This is a genomic window from Streptomyces sp. NPDC050759 (assembly GCF_044456945.1).
Classification (GTDB): domain Bacteria; phylum Actinomycetota; class Actinomycetes; order Streptomycetales; family Streptomycetaceae; genus Streptomyces.
Window position 1 is genome coordinate 60,628 of record NZ_JBITGI010000026.1, and the last position, 20,731, is coordinate 81,358.

At 71.1% G+C, this 20,731-nt stretch carries 19 protein-coding genes and 1 riboswitch; of the genes, 5 read left to right on the forward strand and 14 right to left on the reverse strand.

Annotated features, from left to right (window positions below):
* Positions 1–137: 137 nt before the first annotated feature.
* The gene (locus ACIBJB_RS44115) at positions 138–1,499 is read right to left on the reverse strand and encodes a peptidase C39 family protein (protein ID WP_398939805.1); all 1,362 of its coding nucleotides are present in this window, start codon (positions 1,497–1,499) and stop codon (positions 138–140) included.
* A 258-nt stretch (positions 1,500–1,757) separates the two neighbouring features.
* Between ACIBJB_RS44115 and ACIBJB_RS44120 the strand changes: the two genes are divergently transcribed.
* Together ACIBJB_RS44120 and ACIBJB_RS44125 are read left to right on the forward strand one after the other, a co-directional pair.
* The gene (locus tag ACIBJB_RS44120; RefSeq protein ID WP_398939844.1) at positions 1,758–2,378 is read left to right on the forward strand and encodes a uridine kinase; all 621 of its coding nucleotides are present in this window, start codon (positions 1,758–1,760) and stop codon (positions 2,376–2,378) included.
* A 432-nt stretch (positions 2,379–2,810) separates the two neighbouring features.
* Positions 2,811–4,673 (forward strand): AAA family ATPase, encoded by a 1,863-nt coding sequence (locus ACIBJB_RS44125; protein WP_398939806.1) that lies wholly within the window; start codon positions 2,811–2,813, stop codon positions 4,671–4,673.
* Positions 4,674–4,772: 99 nt separating this feature from the next.
* Here the strand turns inward: ACIBJB_RS44125 and ACIBJB_RS44130 are convergent, their stop codons facing one another.
* The 10 genes from ACIBJB_RS44130 to ACIBJB_RS44175 form a co-directional block, all read right to left on the reverse strand.
* The gene (locus tag ACIBJB_RS44130) at positions 4,773–5,849 is read right to left on the reverse strand and encodes a hemolysin family protein (protein WP_398939807.1); all 1,077 of its coding nucleotides are present in this window, start codon (positions 5,847–5,849) and stop codon (positions 4,773–4,775) included.
* Positions 5,846–7,180, reverse strand: a complete 1,335-nt coding sequence (locus ACIBJB_RS44135) for a hemolysin family protein (protein WP_398939808.1) — start codon at positions 7,178–7,180, stop codon at positions 5,846–5,848. The genes ACIBJB_RS44130 and ACIBJB_RS44135 overlap by 4 nt, the downstream gene beginning before the upstream one ends.
* Positions 7,181–7,359: 179 nt before the next feature.
* A complete protein-coding gene (locus ACIBJB_RS44140) occupies positions 7,360–7,818 on the reverse strand; it encodes a PH domain-containing protein (RefSeq protein WP_398939809.1) in 459 nt (152 codons plus the stop codon).
* Positions 7,819–7,832: 14 nt separating this feature from the next.
* A complete protein-coding gene (gene hisG, locus ACIBJB_RS44145; protein WP_398939810.1) occupies positions 7,833–8,690 on the reverse strand; it encodes an ATP phosphoribosyltransferase in 858 nt (285 codons plus the stop codon).
* 44 nt (positions 8,691–8,734) lie between these two features.
* The gene (locus tag ACIBJB_RS44150) at positions 8,735–9,007 is read right to left on the reverse strand and encodes a phosphoribosyl-ATP diphosphatase (RefSeq protein WP_020117406.1); all 273 of its coding nucleotides are present in this window, start codon (positions 9,005–9,007) and stop codon (positions 8,735–8,737) included.
* Between the two features lie 34 nt (positions 9,008–9,041).
* The gene (gene ribH, locus ACIBJB_RS44155) at positions 9,042–9,527 is read right to left on the reverse strand and encodes a 6,7-dimethyl-8-ribityllumazine synthase (RefSeq protein ID WP_057614122.1); all 486 of its coding nucleotides are present in this window, start codon (positions 9,525–9,527) and stop codon (positions 9,042–9,044) included.
* A 28-nt stretch (positions 9,528–9,555) separates the two neighbouring features.
* The gene (locus tag ACIBJB_RS44160; RefSeq protein ID WP_398939811.1) at positions 9,556–10,854 is read right to left on the reverse strand and encodes a bifunctional 3,4-dihydroxy-2-butanone-4-phosphate synthase/GTP cyclohydrolase II; all 1,299 of its coding nucleotides are present in this window, start codon (positions 10,852–10,854) and stop codon (positions 9,556–9,558) included.
* Positions 10,851–11,492: a nicotinamide riboside transporter PnuC gene (locus ACIBJB_RS44165; protein ID WP_398939812.1), complete on the reverse strand. Its 642-nt coding sequence runs from the start codon at positions 11,490–11,492 to the stop codon at positions 10,851–10,853. Before ACIBJB_RS44165 ends, ACIBJB_RS44160 begins: the two co-directional genes overlap by 4 nt.
* The gene (locus ACIBJB_RS44170; protein WP_398939813.1) at positions 11,489–12,094 is read right to left on the reverse strand and encodes a riboflavin synthase; all 606 of its coding nucleotides are present in this window, start codon (positions 12,092–12,094) and stop codon (positions 11,489–11,491) included. Before ACIBJB_RS44170 ends, ACIBJB_RS44165 begins: the two co-directional genes overlap by 4 nt.
* Before the next feature lie 146 nt (positions 12,095–12,240).
* Positions 12,241–12,371: riboswitch (FMN riboswitch) on the reverse strand.
* A 267-nt stretch (positions 12,372–12,638) separates the two neighbouring features.
* Complete coding sequence (locus ACIBJB_RS44175; protein WP_398939814.1) at positions 12,639–13,811, reverse strand: ROK family transcriptional regulator; 1,173 nt, start codon at positions 13,809–13,811, stop codon at positions 12,639–12,641.
* 114 nt (positions 13,812–13,925) lie between these two features.
* On the opposite strand from ACIBJB_RS44175, the gene ACIBJB_RS44180 reads away from it, so the two are divergent.
* Positions 13,926–15,137, forward strand: coding sequence for an MFS transporter (locus ACIBJB_RS44180; RefSeq protein ID WP_398939815.1), 1,212 nt, complete (start codon positions 13,926–13,928; stop codon positions 15,135–15,137).
* 43 nt (positions 15,138–15,180) lie between these two features.
* Here the strand turns inward: ACIBJB_RS44180 and ACIBJB_RS44185 are convergent, their stop codons facing one another.
* Positions 15,181–16,326, reverse strand: coding sequence for a glycoside hydrolase family 6 protein (locus ACIBJB_RS44185; RefSeq protein ID WP_398939845.1), 1,146 nt, complete (start codon positions 16,324–16,326; stop codon positions 15,181–15,183).
* Positions 16,327–16,483: 157 nt separating this feature from the next.
* Between ACIBJB_RS44185 and ACIBJB_RS44190 the strand changes: the two genes are divergently transcribed.
* Complete coding sequence (locus tag ACIBJB_RS44190; protein ID WP_398939816.1) at positions 16,484–17,170, forward strand: DUF5995 family protein; 687 nt, start codon at positions 16,484–16,486, stop codon at positions 17,168–17,170.
* A gap of 73 nt (positions 17,171–17,243) precedes the next feature.
* Entirely contained in the window at positions 17,244–18,176 is a 933-nt protein-coding gene (locus tag ACIBJB_RS44195) for an LLM class F420-dependent oxidoreductase (RefSeq protein WP_398939817.1), read from the forward strand.
* A gap of 9 nt (positions 18,177–18,185) precedes the next feature.
* Here the strand turns inward: ACIBJB_RS44195 and ACIBJB_RS44200 are convergent, their stop codons facing one another.
* Complete coding sequence (locus ACIBJB_RS44200) at positions 18,186–19,886, reverse strand: flavin monoamine oxidase family protein (protein WP_398939818.1); 1,701 nt, start codon at positions 19,884–19,886, stop codon at positions 18,186–18,188.
* Positions 19,887–19,934: 48 nt separating this feature from the next.
* Positions 19,935–20,723 carry a carbon-nitrogen hydrolase family protein gene (locus ACIBJB_RS44205; RefSeq protein ID WP_398939819.1) on the reverse strand — a complete coding sequence of 263 codons (789 nt, stop codon included), beginning with the start codon at positions 20,721–20,723 and terminating at the stop codon, positions 19,935–19,937.
* Positions 20,724–20,731 lie beyond the last annotated feature (8 nt).

The window sequence follows — 20,731 nt, forward strand, 5'->3', positions numbered from 1 at the left end:
GTCTCGCTGATCTCGGGTGTACTGGTCGGAGTCCCCCGCCGATTCGTCCACCTTGCCACTCCCGGTCGCTTTTGCGGCCGAGACCTTGGTCACAGCGAACGGCCCCCGGCAGACGCCGGGGGCCGTACCGAGTCAGCTCAGCGCACGCCCACCGCCGCGAGCGCCTTGCGCTGGCGCGGGGTCGGACGGGCGGGGAAGTACAGATAACAGACGCCTCCGGTACCGGAGACGACCTTGCCACTGGCGTTGTACCGCTTGGTGCGCAGCCAGATATTTTCCCACTCGCGCCGCTTGTAGACGCGCCGCACCGCCGCGTCGCTGGGCGAGGCCGGGTCGTTGGCGATCACATCGCCCTCGGCGGTGAAGCCGATGACGGTCATCAGATGGCCGGAGGTGCCGTAACCCGCCCCGGTGAGCTCCTCCTTGAGGAACGACTGGGACGTTATGGCCGGGATGCCGGCCGCGATCAGCGTCTCCAGGTCGGTGAGCGAGCCGAGCCGGGTCACCACGCCCTGCAGGTCCTTGAAGGTGGCCGCGTAGGCCGCGTTGAACGGCCAGTTGCCGCAGCCCGCGTACTGGTAGTCGTAGGTGTACCGGGCCGCGTGGCAGACCTGCGGGTCCGCGTACGAGGGGTCGACCCAGGCCAGTTGCTCCTCGGTGAGCCGACCGCCCCAGTACTCGATGATCATCTGCGAGGAGGTGGGGCTGCACCAGGCCTCGCCGCCGTTGTCGTACTCCGGGTACTGGCCCTTGTGGATCTCCTGCGAGTAGCGCGGGACGATCAGCTCACGGGCGAGGCCGGGTGCGGAGGCCGGGACGGTGAAGCGGTCGGGGACGTCCGAGCCCATCGCGCCCAGCCGCCAGACGGTCGGTGTGGTCTTCGCGCCGGGCTTGCGGTACAGGGTCAGCCGCAGCCGGTACGACACCAGGCGCAGCCCGGTCGACGGGTCGTCGATGGCGAAGGTGTCCGTCCAGACCGTGCTCTTGTCGTCGGTCTGGTCGTCGACCGAGGTGCGCTTGATGTCCCCGTCGCCGGCCGCCCAGCGCCCCATCACGTACCAGGGGGTGGCCGTGCCGTCGGAGTACGTCCCCTGGAGCTCGATCTGGATCCAGCTGCCGGCCGGGGTGCGGGCGTTCCAGGAGGCGATCACCTCCGTCGAGGGCACGGCGAGCTCGTGGACCGGGGAGGTCCAGGTCGCGTACTCCCAGGTGGCGGTGGTCCCGGTGTGCGGATCGGTGTACTCGGTGGTGCCCGCGGGGGCGCCGATCACGATGCCGGGGCGGCTGCCGGCGACGGCACGGGTGCCCTTCGCGGTGCCACTGCGCCAGTCGCTGTACGTGGTCCAGGCGTGGTGGTCGACCAGGTGGGCGGCAGTCTCGTCGGGTGCCGCGTCGGCCGCGCTGCCGGCGGCGGCCGCGGGGCCCGCACTGCCGGTCACCGCGGCGGCGACCGCGACGGCCAGAACGGTTCTGCGGGACGGCTGTTCGGCTCTGCTCATGGGTGGGAAGACCCCCAGGGTGTCCGAGTCGGGGCGGGTCCAATGCACGGTTGTGCGCCAACTATGGATGAGGCGGCATGCTCCTGCCAGCACTTCGGCCCATGCCACGCCCACGAATATTGGTCTCGTCCACTGGCATGACCTGGGAGCCTGTGGTTCCGCCGCCGAGGGCGGGCCGTCACTAGACTGGCCGCGCCCACCCGTCCGTCCCTGCGCCCGCACGTTCGTCCGCCCCTTCGCCCGTCCCCAGGAACCGTCATCCACGACCTCGCCTCCCGGCTCCGCCGACTGCCCCCGTCCTGCGGTCCGGTCCGTCTGATCGGCGTCGACGGGCATGCCGGTTCCGGCAAGTCCACGTTCGCCGGCCATCTGGCCGACGTCCTCGGCGGCGCGCCGGTGCTGCACCTCGACGACATCGCCAGTCACGACGAACTGTTCGGCTGGACCGGGCGGCTGCTGAGCGAGGTGATCACCCCGCTCGGCCACGGCGAGACCGCGCACTACGCCGTCTACGACTGGCACGCCCGCCACTTCGGACCGTCCCGCGCCCTGCCGCCCGCGCCGGTGATCCTTCTGGAGGGGGTCGGCGCGGGCCGGCGCGCGCTGCGGCCGTACCTGGCGCGGCTGCTGTGGATGGAGGTGCCCCGCGAGGAGTCCTGGGCACGCGGTCGCTTGCGGGACGGGGGGGAGCTGCGGGAGTTCTGGGAGGGCTGGGTCGCGGCGGAACAGCGGCATTTCGCCGAAGACCCCTCCCGGCCCTTCGCCGATCTCCTGGTACGGCAGTGCCAGAAGGGGTACGCGATCACAAAAGGGCCTGCGGGGACCGTTGGAGCAGACCGGGAAGTCACACACGGTGACGACCCATCGGCGATGTGTTGAACCTGTGAAGACCCCTCGGTAGGAACTTGCCTGAGTCGCCCAACTCCGCTTGACCGACGGGCCGTACAGGTCTTACGTTCTGAATGTGCGGCCGTTCGAGGTCGCCCGCAGTCGCGAAGCCCCCGGTTGTTCCCCCGTGATCGGGGGCTTCGTTCTGCCCTCACACGGATTCCCGGACGCCGTGAGGCGCGATCCGCTCACACTCGGTCACCATCCGTCGTGCGCCTCATCTGCTCCCACCTCGTCAAACGGCCTGTGCGGCACCCTACGGCGGGCGACACCGGCGCAGGTACGATGCCCTCGGTGCGACCTACGGACGACTGCTCTGCGCACCGTTGCAACTCCGGTCCGCGGCACAGCGGTTGGACGAAGGCGGCCACCGGGCGTCGGCCCGGTGGTGAAACCACGGGGGCACGGTTTGTGGGGGACGTGATGGATTTCGGCACGCAGGGCCCCGAGGCCCCGGCCGACCTCGCCTGGCTGCGAGGTGTGGACGCCTACACGATGGGCGCCTATCCGCAGGCCGAGGAGGAGTTCCGGGCCGCGGTGCGGATCGATCCCGGGATGGCCGACGGCTGGCTCGGACTGCACGCGCTGCGCGTCGACACGACGACCGCGCTGCTGCGGATGTTCCGGCACCGCGAGCGTTTCGGCGAACAGCGCGCCCGGCACCGGCGCACCCTCAACTCCTGGTACTGGCTGGGCTGGTGGGTGCAACCGGTGCTGGAGAGCCCGCGTGACCTGCTCCTCGCGCACGCCTCGCACTGGCTGGACGGCCGCCACGTCCCCGAACTGGACCGGGCCCTCGCGAGTCTGCCCCCGGTGGACACCGACCACCAGGTCCGCTTCCTGCACGCCTGCCGTGCCTATCTCGTCAAGGACTGGGAACAACTGGTCCGGCACACCGACCCGCTGATCGACGACGCCATGCTCGGCATCGAGGCCGGACTGTTCGGCGGCATGGCCCGGGTCCGCCTGGAGATGTACGGCCAGGCCGAACCGCTGCTGTCGGCGGCCCTGATGCGCTGCCGCAGCGAACAGCCCCAGCGCAAGGAGCTGCGGTACTGGCTGGCCAGGGCGCACGAGGGCACGGGCCGGTCCGCGGCCGCCCTCCCGCTGTACCGGGCCGTGCACCGCGTCGACCCCGCCTTCATGGACACCTCGGCCCGGCTCGCCGCGATCGCCGAGGGCGACGGGTACGACGACTCCGCCGACCTCGCGGCGATCACGCTCACCGGGTTCGGGCAGGACATGCTGGAGGGGCCCGACGGGATGGATCCGCTGTTCGGCATCGAGGGGCGGGAGCTGAAGCTCTCCGATCCGGAGCCGCCGACCGGTCCCCTGCCCTCGATGACCGACCCGGCAGGACGCGAGAGGTCCGGCCCACCCGTGGGGCCGCTGCCCGCGGGACCCACCGATCCCGTCTTACTGGAGGAGGCGCTCACCGAACTCGAGCGCATGGTGGGGCTGGAACCGGTGAAGCGCCAGGTCAAGGCGCTCTCCGCCCAGTTGAACATGGCCCGGCTACGCACCGGGCAGGGCCTGCCCGTCCAGCCGCCCAAGCGTCACTTCGTCTTCTCCGGCCCCTCCGGCACCGGTAAGACCACGGTGGCCCGCATCCTGGGCCGCGTCTTCTACGCCCTCGGACTGCTCGGCGGTGACCATCTCGTCGAGGCGCAGCGGGCGGATCTGGTCGGGGAGTACCTCGGCCAGACGGCGGTGAAGGCCAACGAACTCATCGACTCGGCCCTCGGCGGGGTGCTCTTCGTCGACGAGGCGTACTCGCTCTCCAACTCCGGTTACGGCAAGGGGGACGCGTACGGCGACGAGGCGCTCCAGGTGCTGCTGAAGCGGGCCGAGGACAACCGAGACCACCTGGTCGTGATCCTGGCGGGCTATCCGGAGGGCATGGACCGCCTGCTGGCGGCGAACCCCGGGCTGTCGTCCCGCTTCACGACCCGTGTCGACTTCCCCTCGTACCGCCCGCTCGAACTCACCTCCATCGGCGAGGTGCTGGCGGCGGAGAACGGCGACGTCTGGGACGAGGAGGCGCTGGACGAGCTGCGCTCCATCGCCGGGCACGTGGTGGACCAGGGGTGGATCGACGAACTGGGCAACGGGCGGTTCCTGCGCACGCTGTACGAGAAGAGCTGCGCGTATCGGGATCTTCGGTTGTCGACGTATCCGGGGATGCTGAGCCGGGACGACTTGTCGACGTTGCGGCTGCCGGATCTGATGCAGGCGTACGGGGAGGTTCTGTCGGGGCGGGGGCCGCAGGATCCGTCGGCGATGTAGTTCGTCGGCTGCGGGCCGGTGGGGGCTTGTCGCGCAGTTCCCCGCGCCCCTAAAAGCAGTGGGTACAGCTGGGCATGCCCCCACCGGCCCGAAGCCGAACTACGACGCCAGCGCCTCCTCGCTGCTACGGGGCTCGGTCACCCGAACCTCCGGCAGCTCCCGGTGCGCAGGGTCCCGTACCTCACCGACCAGCAGTTCCAGCACGTCCTCCAGCGCGACCAGACCCAGCACCTTGCCGGACCCGTCCGCCACCTGGGCCAAGTGCGTGGCCGCGCGCCGCATCACCGTGAGCGCGTCATCCAGCGGCAGGTCGGACCTGAGCTTCGTCATCGGCCGCCAGATCTGCTGGGGCACCGCCCGCTGCGAGTCCTCCAGATCCAGTACGTCCTTGACGTGCAGGTACCCCATGAACGCGCCGTTCTCCGCGGCGACCGGGAAGCGCGAGTACCCGGTACGGCCGGTGAGCTCGATGATCTGGCCCGGGGTCACCGAGGGACGCACCGTCACCAGGGACTCGTGTTTCAGCAGCACATCCGTCACCGGGCGCGAGCCCAGTTCCAGCGCGTCCTCCAGGCGTTCCTGTTCCTCGGGGTCCAGCAGGCCCGCCTGGCCGGAGTCCTCGACCAGCCGGTTCAGCTGTTCGCTCGTGAAGACGGCCTCGACCTCGTCCTTGGGCTCGACGTGGAAGAGCCGCAGGATGGCCCGGGCGCAGGCGCCGAGGGCGAGGGTGATCGGCCTGCAGAGGCGGGCGAAGTAGACCAGGCCGGGGCTGAGCCACAGCGCGACCTTCTCCGGGGCCGCCATCGCGAGGTTCTTCGGGACCATCTCTCCGATGACGAGGTGGAAGAAGACCACCGCGGCCAGGGCGATGACGTACCCCAGCGGGTGGATCACGCCGTGCGGCACGTGGATCCACTCGAAGACCGGCTCCAGCAGGTGCGCGACCGTCGGTTCGGCGACCGCGCCGAGCGTCAGCGAGCACACCGTGATGCCGAACTGGGCCGCCGCCATCATCTGCGGGAGCCGCTCGAGGCCGTACAGCACCTGTCGGGCCCGCGCGGTGCCGAGCGGTTCGATCTGGCTGCGGCGCACGGAGACGAGGGCGAACTCGGCGCCGACGAAGAACCCGTTGGCGAGCACGAGCAGCGCCGCGAAGAGGAGTTGGAGCACGCTCATCGGGCGGCCTCCATGACGTTGACCGCGGGGACCAGGCGGACCAGGCGGACCCGCTCGGCGCGGTAGTGCCCGACCTGGCGGACGGTGAGCCGCCAGCCGGGCAGCTCGGCCCGGTCGCCGACGGCGGGGATGCGGCCGAGCAGGTCGGCGACCAGCCCGGCGACGGTCTCGTACGGCCCCTCGGGCACGTCGAGGCCTATGCGCTGGAGGATGTCGACCCGGCAGCTGCCGTCGGCGTCCCAGGTGAGGCGGCCGTCCTCCGAGGGGACGGCGGCGAGTTCGGGGACGTCCTGTCCGTCGTGCTCGTCGCGGACCTCGCCGACGATCTCCTCGACGATGTCCTCCAGGGTGACCACGCCCGCCGTGCCGCCGTACTCGTCGACGACGACGGCGATGGGCTGCTCACTGCGCAGCTGGGCGAGGAGGGGCTGGACCGGGAGTGTCTCGGGCACCAGCAGGGCCGGGCGGGCGATGCGGGAGACGGGGGTGCGCAGACGGTCCTGGACGGGGACCGCCAGGGCGTCCTTGAGGTGGGCCATGCCGACGATCTCGTCGATCTTCTCGCGGTAGACCGGGAAGCGGGACAGGCCGGTGGCGCGGGTGAGGTTGACGACGTCCTCGGCGGTGGCCGAGGCCTGGAGCGAGCTGACCTTCACGCGGGGGGTCATGACGTGCTGAGCGGTCAGTTCGGCGAGCGACAGGGTGCGCACGAAGAGGTCCGCGGTGTCCTGTTCCAGGGTGCCGGCCTGGGCCGAGTGCCGGGCCAGGGAGACGAGCTCGCCGGGGGTGCGGGCGGAGGCCAGTTCGTCGGCGGGCTCGATGCCGAGCGCGCGAACGAGGCGGTTGGCGACCGCGTTCAGGGCGGCGATCACCGGCCGGAACAGCCGGGCGAAGGCGTGCTGCGGGCCGGCGACGAAGCGGGCGACCTGCATCGGCTTGGACACCGCCCAGTTCTTGGGCACAAGCTCGCCGATCACCATCTGCACGGCGGAGGCCAGCAGCATGCCGACGACGACGGCCACGCCGGAGACCGCGCCCCCGGGGACGCCGATGGCCGTGAACGGGCCGTGCAGCAGTTCCGCGAGCGCCGGTTCGGCGAGCATGCCGACGACGAGTGAGGTGATGGTGATGCCGAGCTGGGTGCCGGAGAGCTGGAAGGACAGCTCCTTGAGCGAGTCGGCGACCCGACGGGCCCGCCGGTCGCCTTCCGCGGCGGCCCTTTCGGCATCCGTGGCCTCGACGGTCACGAGGCCGAACTCGGCCGCCACGAAGAAGCCGTTGGCGAGAATCAGCAGGAACGCCGCTCCGAGAAGCAGCAAGGGGATGGTCATGCCGCCGCCTCGATATGCCGGGAGGGGACGGCGCAGGTACTACAGGACGATCCGTCCATCGCTGGAGGGAGTCACTCCTCGGGTAGCAGGAACAACGAGAGGCGGAGGCGCAAGGAAAACGCCTCCGCCAACAGATTAATCAAGACATGGCCGACTGCGGCAGGGTGGAAGCCCCCGAGTCAGCCCTGATCTTCGTCGGAGCGGGCTGTGGAGCGGGCCTCGGCGAGCGCCCGCAGGGCCCTCGCGTCGGCGATGGCCTGCTGTTTCGCGATCCCCGGCTGGATGCCGAGGGCGGGCAGGCTGGTGCCGTCGCTGAGGTTGAGAAACACCCACGGATCGCCCGGTCGGAGGTTCACCTGGATGATCTCGGCCCATTCCAGATGCCGCCGGCCGGCGATGTTCTGGACGGTGACACCGGACTCGTCGGCGACGACCTTCACCCTGGCCAGCAGGAACAGCACACCGGCGAGTAGGGCCGCCGTGACGATGAAGCTCAGGCGCTCGCCGGGTCCCAGCTGCTCGAGGAGCAGCGCGATCACCGTGATCGTCACGAAGATGGCGACGCCCGCGGTGAGCAGCACCACGCGCGTGCGGCTCGGCCGGAACGTGACGGGAAGGGTGGGCAGTTCGGAGGACATCTGCGGGGCGCCCCTCAGAGACGGCAGGCGTGGATGGCCGTCGTCAGGATGGCCCGCGCGCCGATGTCGTACAGGTCGTCCATGATCCGCTGCGCTTCCTTGGCGGGGACCATCGCGCGGACGGCGACCCAGCCCTCGTTGTGCAGCGGGGAGACGGTCGGGGACTCGAGGCCCGGGGTGAGCGCGACGGCCTTCTCGAGCTGCTCGACGCGGCAGTCGTAGTCCATCATCACGTACGTCCGGGCCACGAGGACGCCCTGGAGGCGGCGCAGGAACTGCTGGACCTTCGACTCGGAGGCCTCCTCGCCGTCGGCGCCGGTGCGGCGGATGACGACGGCCTCGGACTTCATGATGGGCTCGCCGAAGACCTCCAGGCCCGCGTTGCGCAGGCTGGTGCCGGTCTCGACGACGTCGGCGATGACCTCGGCGACCCCGAGCTCGATGGCGGTCTCGACGGCGCCGTCGAGGTGGACGACGGAGGCGTCGATGCCGTGATCGGCGAGGTGCCCCGCGACGATCCCCTCGTACGAGGTGGCGACCGTCTTGCCCTTCAGGTCCTCGACGCCGCTCGCCTCGCCGGGCTTGGACGCGAAGCGGAAGGTGGAGCGGGCGAAGCCGAGCGGGAGGATCTCCTCGGCGTCGGCGCCGGAGTCGATCAGCAGGTCGCGGCCGGTGATGCCGATGTCGAGCTGGCCGGAGGAGACGTAGATCGCGATGTCCCGGGGGCGGAGGTAGAAGAACTCCACGTCGTTGACCGGGTCGACGATCCGCAGTTCCTTGGACTCGCGGCGCTGCTGGTAGCCGGCCTCATGCAGCATCTCCCCCGCGGGGCCTGACAGGGAACCCTTGTTGGGGACGGCGATGCGCAGCATGAGGTCGGCTTCCTTTGCTCTGAGGGGTTGTTGCGGCGGGTGGCTTACAGGTGGGCGTAGACGTCGTCGAGGGAGATCCCGCGCGCGACCATCATCACCTGGACGTGGTAGAGCAGCTGCGAGATCTCCTCGGCGGCCGCCTCCTTGCCCTCGTACTCGGCGGCCATCCAGACCTCGGCGGCCTCTTCGACGACCTTCTTGCCGATGGCATGGACGCCCTTGCCGACCAGCTCTGCGGTGCGGGACGTGGCGGGATCGCCGTTGGCGGCCTTGTGCTGGAGCTCGGTGAAGAGCTCCTCGAACGTCTTATTGGACATGGTGGCGCCCACTTTACGCGTAAGCCCGCACCACCTAACGCCACGGTTCAGATACTGAGCGGAGGGTGGCCGCCGTGGCCACCGCGGCGGTCACCGCCTCGTGCCCCTTGTCCTCGTTGGAGCCCTCGATGCCCGCGCGGTCCAGGGCCTGTTCCTCGGTGTCGCAGGTGAGGACGCCCATGCCGACGGGGACGCCGGTGTCCACGGAGACCTGGGTGAGGCCCTGGGTGACGCCCTGGCACACGTACTCGAAGTGCGGGGTGCCGCCGCGGATGACGACGCCGAGCGCGACGATCGCGTCGTAGCCGCGGCCGGCGAGGACCTTGGCGACGACCGGGAGCTCCCAGCTGCCGGGGACCCGGAGCAGGGTCGGCTCGTCGATGCCCAGGTCGTGCAGGGCGCGCAGGGCGCCGTCCACCAGTCCGTCCATCACCTTCTCGTGCCACTGCGCCGCGATGACGGCGACCCGCAGGTCACCCACGTTGCGTACGGACAGCTCCGGTGCGCCCTTGCCGCTCACGTTCTTCAGTCTCCTCGAAGTGCTTGTGCTACTGGTTGCTGCAGGTGGACACGGACGCCGTGGGGGCCGTGTCCAGCCAGGGCAGGTCGTGGCCCATCCGGTCCCGCTTGGTGCGCAGGTAGCGGAGGTTGTGCTCGCCCGCCTGTACGGGCATCGGCTCCCTGCCGGTGACCTTGAGTCCGTGCCGCAGGAGGGCGTCGGACTTGTCGGGGTTGTTGGTCATCAGGCGCAGGCTGTGGACGCCGAGATCCTGAAGGATCTGCGCGCCGGCGCCGTAGTCGCGGGCGTCGGCGGGCAGGCCGAGTTCCAGGTTGGCGTCGAGGGTGTCGTGGCCCTGTTCCTGCAATTCGTACGCCCGCAGCTTGGAGAGCAGGCCGATGCCGCGCCCCTCATGGCCGCGCAGGTAGACCACCACTCCCCTGCCCTCGGCCTGGATGCGCTCCAGGGAGGCGTCGAGCTGGGGGCCGCAGTCGCAGCGCAGGGAGCCGAAGATGTCGCCGGTGAGGCACTCGGAGTGGACGCGGACCAGGACGTCCTCGCCGTCGCCGATCTCGCCGTGCACCAGGGCGACGTGCTCGACGCCGTCGACGGTGGAGCGGTAGCCGTACGCCCTGAAGGTGCCGTGGGCGGTGGGCAGCCGGGTCTCGGCCTCGCGGCGGACGGTGGGCTCGCTGCTCCGGCGGTAGGCGATCAGGTCCTCGATGGAGATGATCGTCAGGCCGTGCTTGCGGGCGAAGGGGATCAGCTCGGGCAGCCGGAGCATCCGGCCGTCCTCGCCGGCGATCTCGACGATCGCTCCGGCCGGACGCAGTCCCGCGAGCCGGGCCAGGTCGACGGCGGCCTCGGTGTGGCCGTTGCGGGTGAGGACGCCTCCGTTCTTGGCGCGCAGCGGGAAGATGTGGCCGGGCCGGACGAGGTCGGTGGGCTCGGCGGCGCCGCTCGCGAGGAGCTGGAGCGTGGTCGCGCGGTCGGAGGCCGAGATCCCCGTGGTCACACCGTGGGCACCGGACGCGTCCACGGAGACGGTGAACGCCGTTTTCATCGACTCGGTGTTGTCGTCGACCATCTGCGGCAGCTTGAGCCGGTCGAGTTCGTCGCCCTCCATGGGGGCGCAGATCAGGCCGCGGCACTCGCTCATCATGAAGGCGACGATCTCGGGGGTGACCTTCTCGGCGGCGACGACCAGGTCGCCCTCGTTCTCGCGGTCCTCGTCGTCGACGACCACGATGGGGCGGCCGGCCGCGATGTCGGCGATGGCCTGCTCCACCGGGTCCAGCGCGAAGTCCTCAAAGCCGTCGGTGCTGTACAGAATCGGTGCGGCGGTCATGCCGGCGCTCCTTCCAGGGCGGGCTGTGCGGACTCACGGGAGCGCAGCCACCAGTCGCGCATGCCCCACAGGACGAGCGCGCCGTAGATGACGTAGACGAAACCGGAGAAGGCGTAGCCGTTGGCGAAGTTCAGCGGGACGCCGACGAGGTCGACGAGGAGCCAGGCGAACCAGAACTCGACCATGCCGCGGGCCTGGGCGTACATGGCGACGACGGTGCCGACGAAGATGTAGGCGTCCGGCCAGGGGTCCCAGGACAGGGTCGGGTAGGCCTTGAAGAGCAGGGCGACCGCGACGGTGCCGACGGCGGCGGCGCCGACCATGGCGGCCCGCTCGCGCCAGGTGGCGAACCGGGGGGCGATGTGTCCGTCGCCGGACTCGCCCTTCTTGCGGTTCCACTGCCACCAGCCGTACAGCGCGACGACCATGACGACGGCCTGTTTGCCTGCGCTGCCGGTGAGGTGCCCGTAGAAGGCGCCGAAGAGGATGAGGCCGGAGGCGAACTGCACCGGCCAGCTCCACAGGTTGCGTCGCCAGCCTAGGGCGAGGGCGATGAGGCCGAGGATGTTGCCGATCATGTCCGACCAGAGGATGTGCTGGCCGAACAGGGTGAACGCCTCGGTGTTGAGGGAGTTCACTTTCCCGCCCCCTGACCGCTCGCGAGCAGGCGCTCGACGTATTTGGCGACGACGTCGACCTCGAGGTTGACCGGGGCGCCCGGCTGCTTGAGGCCGAGCGTGGTCAGGGCGAGGGTGGTGGGGATGAGGCTGACGGTGAAGTAGTCGGGACCGGCGTCCACGACGGTGAGGCTGATGCCGTCGACCGTGATGGAGCCCTTCTCCACGACGTAGCGCGCGAGGTCCGCGGGCAGCGAGATCTTGATGATCTCCCAGTGCTCGGAGGGCTTGCGCTCCAGGACCTCGCCGGTGCCGTCCACGTGCCCCTGCACGATGTGCCCGCCGAGGCGCGCGCCCACGGCGGTGGGGCGCTCGAGGTTGACGCGGGAGCCGACACCCAGGGCGCCGAGGCTCGATCGGTCGAGGGTCTCGGCCATGACGTCGGCGGTGAACTCGTCGCCCTCGTGGTCGACGACGGTGAGGCAGACGCCGTTGACGGCGATGGAGTCCCCGCGTTTCGCGCCCTCGGTGACGACGGGGCCGCGCAGTCGGAAGCGACAGGCGTCGCCGAGGTTCTCGACGGCGGTGATCTCGCCCAGCTCTTCGACGATTCCGGTGAACACTTCCCGGGTCCTCCTGCCACATCGGGGCACGGACTCCGGGGCTGTCGATGACGACAGAATGAACGAGCAGGGACACCGGGGGCGACGCCGGACGCACCCGTCCCGAAGGACGGACCGATACGGCGGCGCGCACGAATGCCCGCCCGCCGCGCACTGCCTCCCATCCGGACTTTAACCGTCGGTCCAGGAATTTCACCTGGTCAACCGGCCGCTGGAAGCGGCCGGGTCGCGGACTGTAACCGCCGGTTCGGACTTTCACCGACCCCGGAGTGCGCTGCTTCTGGTACAGAGCCAGTGTGCCACGCCTGATCGACGTCCATCTGGACGAAGGGTGTGGGGTGGCTCACAGACAGTACCGATGGACATTTACGGACCGCACTCCCAAGTGGCGGATGGCGCAGATCCATTGACTATTGGTCTAGTCCTTTTTAGGGTCGTCCTGCGTGGACACCCGTAGAGACGGGCCCGGCGGCGGTGACGACGGCCCTTGCCCGCCGCCGGGTCTTCGCCCTCGGTGACTGGACCACCTGCGGGCCCCGCGGCCCTAGCGGGGTGCGAACACGTCGTCCTGAGCCCTGTCCCTCGCCGTGAGCAGGGCTCCTCGCAGGACCGCTGCTCCGCCCAGCGTGCTCGCTCTCACCTCCGTGGCCAGCGGTGACATATGGCGGACCCGGCTCTCCACCCGTGCCGCGAGGTCCACCCCGCCGGCCTGGCCCACCTCGCCACCCAGGACCAGGCAGCCCGGGTCGAGAATGGCCACGACCGACGCAACTCCTATGGCCAGGCGGTCCGCGAGGGCGTCGAGGAAGTCCGCCGAGCCCCCGGCCACCGCCTCCCGCACCACGCGCGCGGCCGGCGGCTCGTGCCCGTCCGCCTCGACCGCCGGCCCGTACCGCTCCGCCAGCCGCACGATCGCCGCCGAGCCCGCGAGGGAGTGGAAGCCCCCCTCACAGTCCACCGCGGACGGCAGCCCCACCGTCCCCGGCACCGGCAGGAAACCGATCTCCCCGGTGCCGCCCGACGCGCCCCGGCGCAGGGTGCCGTCCAGGACGACCGCCGCGCCCGTGCCGTGACCCAGCCACAGCAGGACGAAGGTGTCCCGGTCCCGGGCCGCCCCGTCGCGCTGTTCCGCCAGTGCCGCGAGGTTGGTCTCGTTCTCGACGTGGATCCGCGTCTTCGGGAGCCGCTCCTGCAACGCCAGCACCAGTCGCCGGTGCCATTCGGGCAGGCCGCCGGAGTCGCGGAGTTCGCCGGTGGCCGGGTCAATGAGGCCGGGGGCGCCGATGCCGACGGTGTGGAGATCCGGCACGCCCGCCTCCTTCGCCGCCCGTTCGACCAGCGTGACCGCCCGCTCGACCGCGGGCCCGGTCCCCGTGTCCCCTCCGATGGGCACCGACGCCTCGGCCAGCACCCGGCCGAGCAGGTCGGAGACGACGACGGAGACACCCTCGGTGCGGACGTCGAGAGCCGCGAGGTGGGCCTGGTCGGCGACGATCCCGTACAGCCTGGCGTTGGGGCCGCGGCGCTGCTCCCCCGACTCCCCGACCACATCGATCAGTCCGGCGGCGGCGAGGCGCTCGACGAGGTCGGCGACGCTCGGCCGGGACAGTCCGGTGAGCTGCTTCAACTGCCCTGCCGTCAGCGGGCCTTCCTGCTGGAGCAGTCGCAGGGCGAGCCGGTCATTGATGGCCCGGGCGGTGCTCGGGGATGCGGGCATGCCGGGAATCCTCTCAGATCCGCAGTGCCGAAAGTGCGCTATCTATCAGGCAGGGTTCCTGATAGTTTACGGCGGCAGCAACGGGACGACGAGGATCCGGGGAGGGGCCCGACAATGAGCGATGTGGTGCGCGCGTCGGCAGAGGTACGGCGGGCCCGGTACGCCGTGGCCGCCGTCTTCACCGTGCACGGGGCCGTGACCGGTTCGTTCGCGACGCGGGTGCCGTGGATCCAGGACCACGCCTCGGTGGGCGCGGGTCAGCTGGGCTTCGCCCTGGCCTTCACGGCGTTCGGCGCGTCCTGCGCGATGCCGCTGGCCGCCCGGGTCAGCCACCGCTTCGGCAGCCGGGCGGCCCTGCGCGGGCTGATCGTGCTGTGGACGCTGTCCCTGGTGCTGCCCGGGCTCGCGCCCAACCTCTACACGTTGTGCCTGGCGATGTTCGTGTACGGCGCGAGCGCCGGTATGGCCGACGTGGTCATGAACGCCCTGGGCGTCGAGGTGGAGAACCAGCTGGGCAAGTCGATCATGTCCGGGCTGCACGGCATGTGGAGCGCGGGTGCGCTTCTCGGCTCGGCGGGCGGCACGCTCGCCGCGCATTTGGACGCGGACGCGCGCGTGCACTTCGCGCTGGCGTCGGCCTGCCTCACCGTGCTCGGCGTGCTGGCCTGCCGGTGGGTCCTCGACATGCAGGCCGGTGCCGACGAGGAGCCGCCGCCCCGCTTCGCGCTGCCCCCGAAGTCCGCCCTGTTGATCGGTACGGTCGGTTTCTGCGCGGTGTTCGCGGAGGGGGCGAGCCTGGACTGGTCGGCGGTCTATCTCAAGGACCGGCTGGACTCCTCGGCGGGACTCGCCGCCGCCTGCACGACCGGGTTCATGCTCACCATGGCGGTGGCCCGGATCGCGGGCGACGCCGTGGTCAACCGCTTCGGATCGGTCCGCACGGTCCGCCTGGGCGGTGTCCTGGCCGCCGGCGGCGGACTGCTCATCGTCCTCGCGGACCATCCGGCGGTGGCGATGACCGGCTTCGCCCTGATGGGTCTCGGCATCGCGGTGGTCGTGCCGCTGTGCTTCGCGGCGGCGGGGCGCAGCGGGCCCAATCCGAGCCAGGCGATCGCGGGCGTCGCGACCATCACCTACACCTCGGGGCTCATCGCGCCGAGCCTGCTGGGCGGGGTGGCCCAGGCCACCAACCTGACGGTCTCCTTCGTCCTGGTGACCGTCCTGGCCGGCGGTCTCGTCGCCTTCGCGGGCGTCCTGCGCGCCGGAGACCGCGACCGACCGAAGCTGAGCCCCACGGCGGCACCGGTTCCCGACCGACGGTCCTGAAGCCGTCGCTCCGGGGCGCGGGGCCCCACCGGGTCCCGTCGCTCTAGGGCGAGGCCAGGTCATAGGCGTACGACGGGCTGAACGTGCCCGGTGTGCCCTTGCAGCCGTCCGATTCCCCCGGAAGCTTCACCCACAGGTAGGCGTCGATCCCCGGCTCGCCGGTGTCCAGGGTCGGTGCCCGGCCGATCTTCCGGCCGGCCGGGTCGCACCACTCGCCGTCGGGCGGGGCACCGTTGCCGTTGCGGCTGGTGTCGATGACGGCGCCCAGGCCGGGCGGTCCGTCCAGGGCGTCGAGGATCTGCCGGTCGTAGGCGATCTCGGCAGCCGTGGTGTGGAAGTTGGAGACGTTGCTGAAGATCCCGTCGGAGGAGGCGGCCGAGGCGGCCCCCGCCTGCTTCAGCAGGGCCGCCTGCTCGGCCGCCGGACGCCAGCCGGAGTGACCGGCGTCGAAGTAGACGCGTGCCCCGGGGTTCGCGGCCTTCAGGACCCGGCCCGCGCGGGCCAGCGAGGCGAAGCGGTCAGCCCGCTGAGCCGCCGACAGACAGTCCGACTGGGCGATCGCGTCGGGCTCCAGGACCACGACGACCTCGCCGGAGCCGAGCCCCGCGGCGAACCTGTCGATCCAGGCGTCGTACGCCCCGAGGTCCGGCGCCCCGCCCTGGGAGGCGCCGCCGCAGTCACGGTCCGGGATCGCGTACGCCACGACCACCGGGACCCGGTCCTGCGCGGCACCGCCCGACGTGACCGCGCGGACCCTGGACGTGATGGTCGCCGGGGTGTAGTCGGCGAACCAGACCGCGGCCGGCCGGTCGGCGATCCGGGACTCTATGACAGCGGCACGCCGGTCGTGCGGGTTGTCCCGCACCCAGTCGAGCACCTGGGAGGAGGGGTGGCGGTAGAGGCGGGTGGCGGTGCTGGTCCGGGCCTTCGTGGAACCGGGGCTCGCCTTCTTGGGGGACGGGGACGCGCTCACCTTCGCCGAGGGCGAGGCAGAGGCGGAGGCGGAGGGCGCGGCCGGCGCGGACGCCGGCGGTACGACGGGCGGCAAGTCCGGGCTCGGCGAGTCGCTGACGAGTCCCGGCCGCGCCTCGTCGGAGCCGCCGCGGTCGTCGAGCGCGGAGAGCATCCCGGTCGCGGTGCCGACGGCGACCACCACGGAGGCCGCCGCGACCATCGCGCCGCGGCCCATGGCGCGTCGGCGTGCGGCCCGGCGCGCGGCCAGCCGCTGGGCACGTAGGCCTGACACCGTGTCGATCCCCCCTCGCGCGGCGGGGACGTTCCCCCGTTCTGGGGAAGCGTCGGGCCCGCCGGTACCCCGGCCAGCCTAGGACTGGGACCCTGCCGTTATGGCGCAATTGGAACAGTTCACCACTCCCCTCGACGCGGTCGTCCTCCGTATGCGCGCGCTGGAGGAGGACCTGCCCGACCGGGACGGCGTAGCGGTCTTCAACCGCGTCTACCTCGCCGTCACCGAGGCGGTCGACCGGTGCGTCGACGGAGGCCGGTTCGCGGACGCCCGGGCCGCGATCACGCTGGACGTGCGGTTCGCCGAGCGTTATCTCGCGGCGGTGGACGCGGTCGCCCGCGAACGCCGTCCGCCTGCGTGCTGGCGGCCCCTGTTCCAGTTCCGCCGTCATCCCGGCGTACGTCCCCTGCAGTTCGCGCTGGCGGGCATCAACGCGCACATCGGCCACGACCTGGCGCTCGCCGTCGTGGACACCTGTCGTAGCCTCGACTGCGAACCCGCGGACGTGGAGGACGAGTTCGACCGCGTGGGTGATCTCCTCGTCTCGCTGGAGGAGCGCATCCGCGAAGATCTGATGCCGGGCCCCGATCTCCTGCAGATCGCCGACCCGCTCACCCATCTGCTCGGCGCCTGGAGCCTGGAGCGCGCCCGCGAGGCCACCTGGACGGCGGCACGGGCCCTGTGGGCGCTGCGCGGACTGCCCGACGTGGCCGAGGAGTTCACCGAGCGCCTGGACACGGCGGTGGGATTCGCGGGCCGCATGCTGCTCACTCCGCTGCCGGACTGAACCAACTCCCGCGTGTCCGGGTTACGTTGGCCGGCGAACCGCCCGATGCGAACCGACGCAAAGGAGCGTACGCATGGCCATCCGGTTGGGACTGAGCCTTCCCCAAGCACGGCAGTACGACCTCGGACGTGACGTGCCCGACGTGGCGCGCACGGCCGAGCGGATCGGCTACGACAGTCTCTGGGTCTACGAACGCGCCCTGTTCCCGGACCCGCCGACGCAGGGCCTCGGCGGGATGGAGGGGGTCCCCTGGCCCGACCAGTACCGCGGTGTCCCGGAGCCCCTGGTCACGCTGACACTGGCCGTCACGGCCACCGAGCGGGCCGAACTCGGCACCAGCGTCCTGGTGGCCCCGCTGCACGGCCCGTTCCAACTGGCCAAGTCGCTCGCCACGTTGGACGCGGCGAGCGGCGGCCGGGTCGTCGCGGGCCTCGGCACGGGCTGGTCGACCGACGAGTACGCGGCCGCGGGCGTGGGCCCGTTCGCCGAGCGCGGCCGGGTCCTGGACGAGATCATCGACGTCTGCCGGGCCGTGTGGGGCCCGGACCCGGTGCGGTACGAGGGCCGCCACACGCGGATCGCCTCGGCCGAGGTGGGCCCCAAACCCGCCCGTCCCATCCCGGTCCTGCTGCCCTCCTTCAGCAGGAAGGCGATGCTCCGGCTGGTCGACCGGGCCGACGGCTGGATGCCCATCGCCATGGCCGGACCTCGGCGACTCGCCGAGGAGTGGCGCCAGTTGCGCGACCTCGCCGCCGAGCGTGGCCGTACCCGACCGATCCGGACGGCGGTCCGGGTGAACGCGCAGTACACCCCGAAGGCGTACGACGGCCCGGACCGGGCCCCCTTCCAGGGCAGCGTCGACCAGATGGTGGAGGACCTGGTCGCGCATGCCGGGATCGGCCTCGAGGAGTTCTTCTTCGACCTCCAGGGCGGGACGCGGGACGCCCGGGAACTCAAGGACGTCGCCGCAGAGCTGTACGAGAAGGCGCGCGCCGCCGGGGTCTAGTCCTCGGCACTAGTCCTCGGGGAGTTCGACCGGCGCGATCTCGTCGTACACGTCTCCTGGACCCGGGTTGGTCGCGTCGGTCTCGCCGCCGAAGTGGTGCATGACGCCCCAGACCGCGTTCAGCGCGGTCTGGATCGCGCCCTCGGCCCAGCCGGCCGTCCAGGAGATGTCGTCGCCGGCGAGGAAGATGCCCCGCTTGTCCTCGGGCAGGCCGTCCTGCATGAAGTGCGTGAACAGGCGCCGCTGGTAGCGGTAGTGGCCGGGCAGGTTGGCCTTGAACGCGCCCATGAAGTAGGGCTCGTTCTCCCAGGAGACGGTCACCGGGCTGCCGATGATGTGCTTGCGGATGTCGACCTTGGGATAGATCTCGCCGAGCGACTTCAGCATCACCTCCATCCGCTCGTTCGCGGACAGCGGGAGCCACTTCAGGCTGTCGTCGCACCAGGTGTAGGAGAGGCAGATGACGGCGGGCTTGTCCGGGCCGTCGTCGAGGAGGTAGGTCCCGCGCGTCATACGGTCGGTGAGCGTCATCGACATGACGTCCCGACCGGTGTCCTCGTCCTTGTCCAGCCAAAAGGGCCGGTCGACCGGGACGAAGAGCTTGGAGGACTCCATGTAGTGGGTCCGCTCGATCGCCGTCCAGTGGTCGATCGGGAAGAGCGAGTCGTCGCAGGCGATCTTGGAGAGCAGCATCCAGGACTGGGCGGTGAAGATCGCCGCCGCGTAGGTGCGGATGTCGCCGCGCGCGTCCGTCACGGTGATCCGGTTGCCGGCCGTGCGGTGCAGACGGGTGACCGCCGGGCGGGGCTCGCCGTCCTGGTGCAGTGTCGCGAGCGAGGTGCCCTGGGCCCAGTGCACGATCTTCTCCGGCTCGCGCTCCCACAGGCGCAGCGGGAGCTGCTGGGAGCCGCCGACGATACCCCGGTGGTGGTCGTCGGCCTCGGTGTAGACGACGCGCAGGATCTCCAGGATGGAGTTGGGGAAGTCGGTGTCCCAGCCGCCGGTGCCGAAGCCGACCTGGCCGAAGATCTCGCGGTGGCGGAAGGACCTGAACGCCTCGGAGTCGCAGAGGAAGCCGTAGAAGGTCTGGTTGTCGAGCTTCTCGACGAGCCGTGCCCAGATCTCGCGGATGCGCGGCACGTCCCGCTCGCGCAGGGCCCGGTTCATGTCGGTGAAGTCGGCGCCCTCTTCCAGGCACCTGTTCCAGGCCTCGGCGACATCGCGGTAGACCTGCGGGAGATCGGCGATCGTCTCGGCGTAGTGGGACTCACCCTTGAGGTCGACGACCGTCGAAGGGGTCGCCTCCGCGAGGGGGTTGGGGAAGGGCCGGGTCTCCAGGCCGACGAGGTCGATGTAGTGCTGGAGCGCCGTCGAGGAGGGCGGGAAGCGCATCGCGCCCATCTCGGCGGTGAGTCCCTGGGTGCCCTGGCCCTCGAAACCGACGGTCCGCAGCCGCCCGCCGATCCGGTCGGCCTCGTACACCACCGGCCTGAGGCCCATCTTCATCAGCTCGTACGCGGCCACGATGCCGGAAAGGCCGCCGCCGATCACCGCGACCTCGGTGCCGTGCTCGGTCGCCGGTATCTGACCGAGACCGGCCGGGTGGGCGAGGAAGTCGTCGTAGGCGTAGGGGAAGTCCGGGCCGAACATGGTGATCGGCGGCTGCTGCTCGTCTGCGTGCTCGACGGCGTTGGGCACGGTGGACGTCATGGGGGTACGGACTCCTTGAAGCGATGGGGGCGGTTGTGACGTCAGTGGTCAGACGAGGGACCCGTAGAGGCCGGGCCTGCGGTCCGTCAGATACGGGTTCGCCGCACGGGAGGCGGCCAGCAGGGCGGGCTCGGCGTCGGCGAACACCACCTCCTCACCGCGTCCGGCGCGGGCCCGTGCCACCCCGTCGGGGCCGGCCAGCGTGGAGAGCCCGACGAAATCGAACTCCCCTTCCCGGCCGACCCGGTTGACGTAGGCGACGTACATCTGGTTCTCCCAGGCCCGCACCGGCACGAGGGACTCGGCGACGAACTGGAACGGGTGCATCTGGGCCGTCGGCACGAGGAGGAGGTCGGTGCCGGCGAGGGCGTGGGCGCGGACGTTCTCCGGGAACTCGACGTCGTAGCAGATCATGAGGCCGACGGTGAGTCCGGCCAACTCGGCCTGGACGACCGGTTGTTCGCCCGGCTTGAAGTGGTCGCGCTCGAAGCAGCCGAAGAGGTGGGTCTTGCGGTAGTTCGCGAGCCGGGTGCCGTCGGCGGAGATCAGTTGGGCGGAGTTGAAGACGGAGCCGCCGGCCCGCTCGGGATAGCCGTAGGCGATCGCGACGCCGTGCCGGGAGGCGATCTCCGCGATCGCGTCCGCCGACTCGCCGTCGGCCGCCTCGCCGAGGCGGGCGATGTCGTCGCCGATCGCGTACCCGGTGAGGAACATCTCCGGCGCGGCCAGCAGCGCTGCGCCCGCGGCGGCGGCCCGGCCCGCGGCCTCGTCGAGGACCTTGAGGTTCCCCTCGACGGAGCCGGGGCGGCCGGAGCTCTGGAGCAGGGCGGTGCGCATGCGTGATC

Bases quoted from the DNA above. Each gene is read 5' to 3' on its own strand.
- ACIBJB_RS44115 (WP_398939805.1), bottom strand. From the start codon at position 1,499: ATGAGCAGAGCCGAACAGCCGTCCCGCAGAACCGTTCTGGCCGTCGCG.
- ACIBJB_RS44125 (WP_398939806.1), top strand. From the start codon at position 2,811: ATGGATTTCGGCACGCAGGGCCCCGAGGCCCCGGCCGACCTCGCCTGG.
- ACIBJB_RS44130 (WP_398939807.1), bottom strand. From the start codon at position 5,849: ATGAGCGTGCTCCAACTCCTCTTCGCGGCGCTGCTCGTGCTCGCCAAC.
- ACIBJB_RS44135 (WP_398939808.1), bottom strand. From the start codon at position 7,180: ATGACCATCCCCTTGCTGCTTCTCGGAGCGGCGTTCCTGCTGATTCTC.
- ACIBJB_RS44140 (WP_398939809.1), bottom strand. From the start codon at position 7,818: ATGTCCTCCGAACTGCCCACCCTTCCCGTCACGTTCCGGCCGAGCCGC.
- hisG (WP_398939810.1), bottom strand. From the start codon at position 8,690: ATGCTGCGCATCGCCGTCCCCAACAAGGGTTCCCTGTCAGGCCCCGCG.
- ACIBJB_RS44150 (WP_020117406.1), bottom strand. From the start codon at position 9,007: ATGTCCAATAAGACGTTCGAGGAGCTCTTCACCGAGCTCCAGCACAAG.
- ACIBJB_RS44160 (WP_398939811.1), bottom strand. From the start codon at position 10,854: ATGACCGCCGCACCGATTCTGTACAGCACCGACGGCTTTGAGGACTTC.
- ACIBJB_RS44175 (WP_398939814.1), bottom strand. From the start codon at position 13,811: ATGCCCGCATCCCCGAGCACCGCCCGGGCCATCAATGACCGGCTCGCC.
- ACIBJB_RS44180 (WP_398939815.1), top strand. From the start codon at position 13,926: ATGAGCGATGTGGTGCGCGCGTCGGCAGAGGTACGGCGGGCCCGGTAC.
- ACIBJB_RS44185 (WP_398939845.1), bottom strand. From the start codon at position 16,326: ATGGGCCGCGGCGCGATGGTCGCGGCGGCCTCCGTGGTGGTCGCCGTC.
- ACIBJB_RS44190 (WP_398939816.1), top strand. From the start codon at position 16,484: ATGGCGCAATTGGAACAGTTCACCACTCCCCTCGACGCGGTCGTCCTC.
- ACIBJB_RS44195 (WP_398939817.1), top strand. From the start codon at position 17,244: ATGGCCATCCGGTTGGGACTGAGCCTTCCCCAAGCACGGCAGTACGAC.
- ACIBJB_RS44200 (WP_398939818.1), bottom strand. From the start codon at position 19,886: ATGACGTCCACCGTGCCCAACGCCGTCGAGCACGCAGACGAGCAGCAG.
- ACIBJB_RS44205 (WP_398939819.1), bottom strand. From the start codon at position 20,723: ATGCGCACCGCCCTGCTCCAGAGCTCCGGCCGCCCCGGCTCCGTCGAG.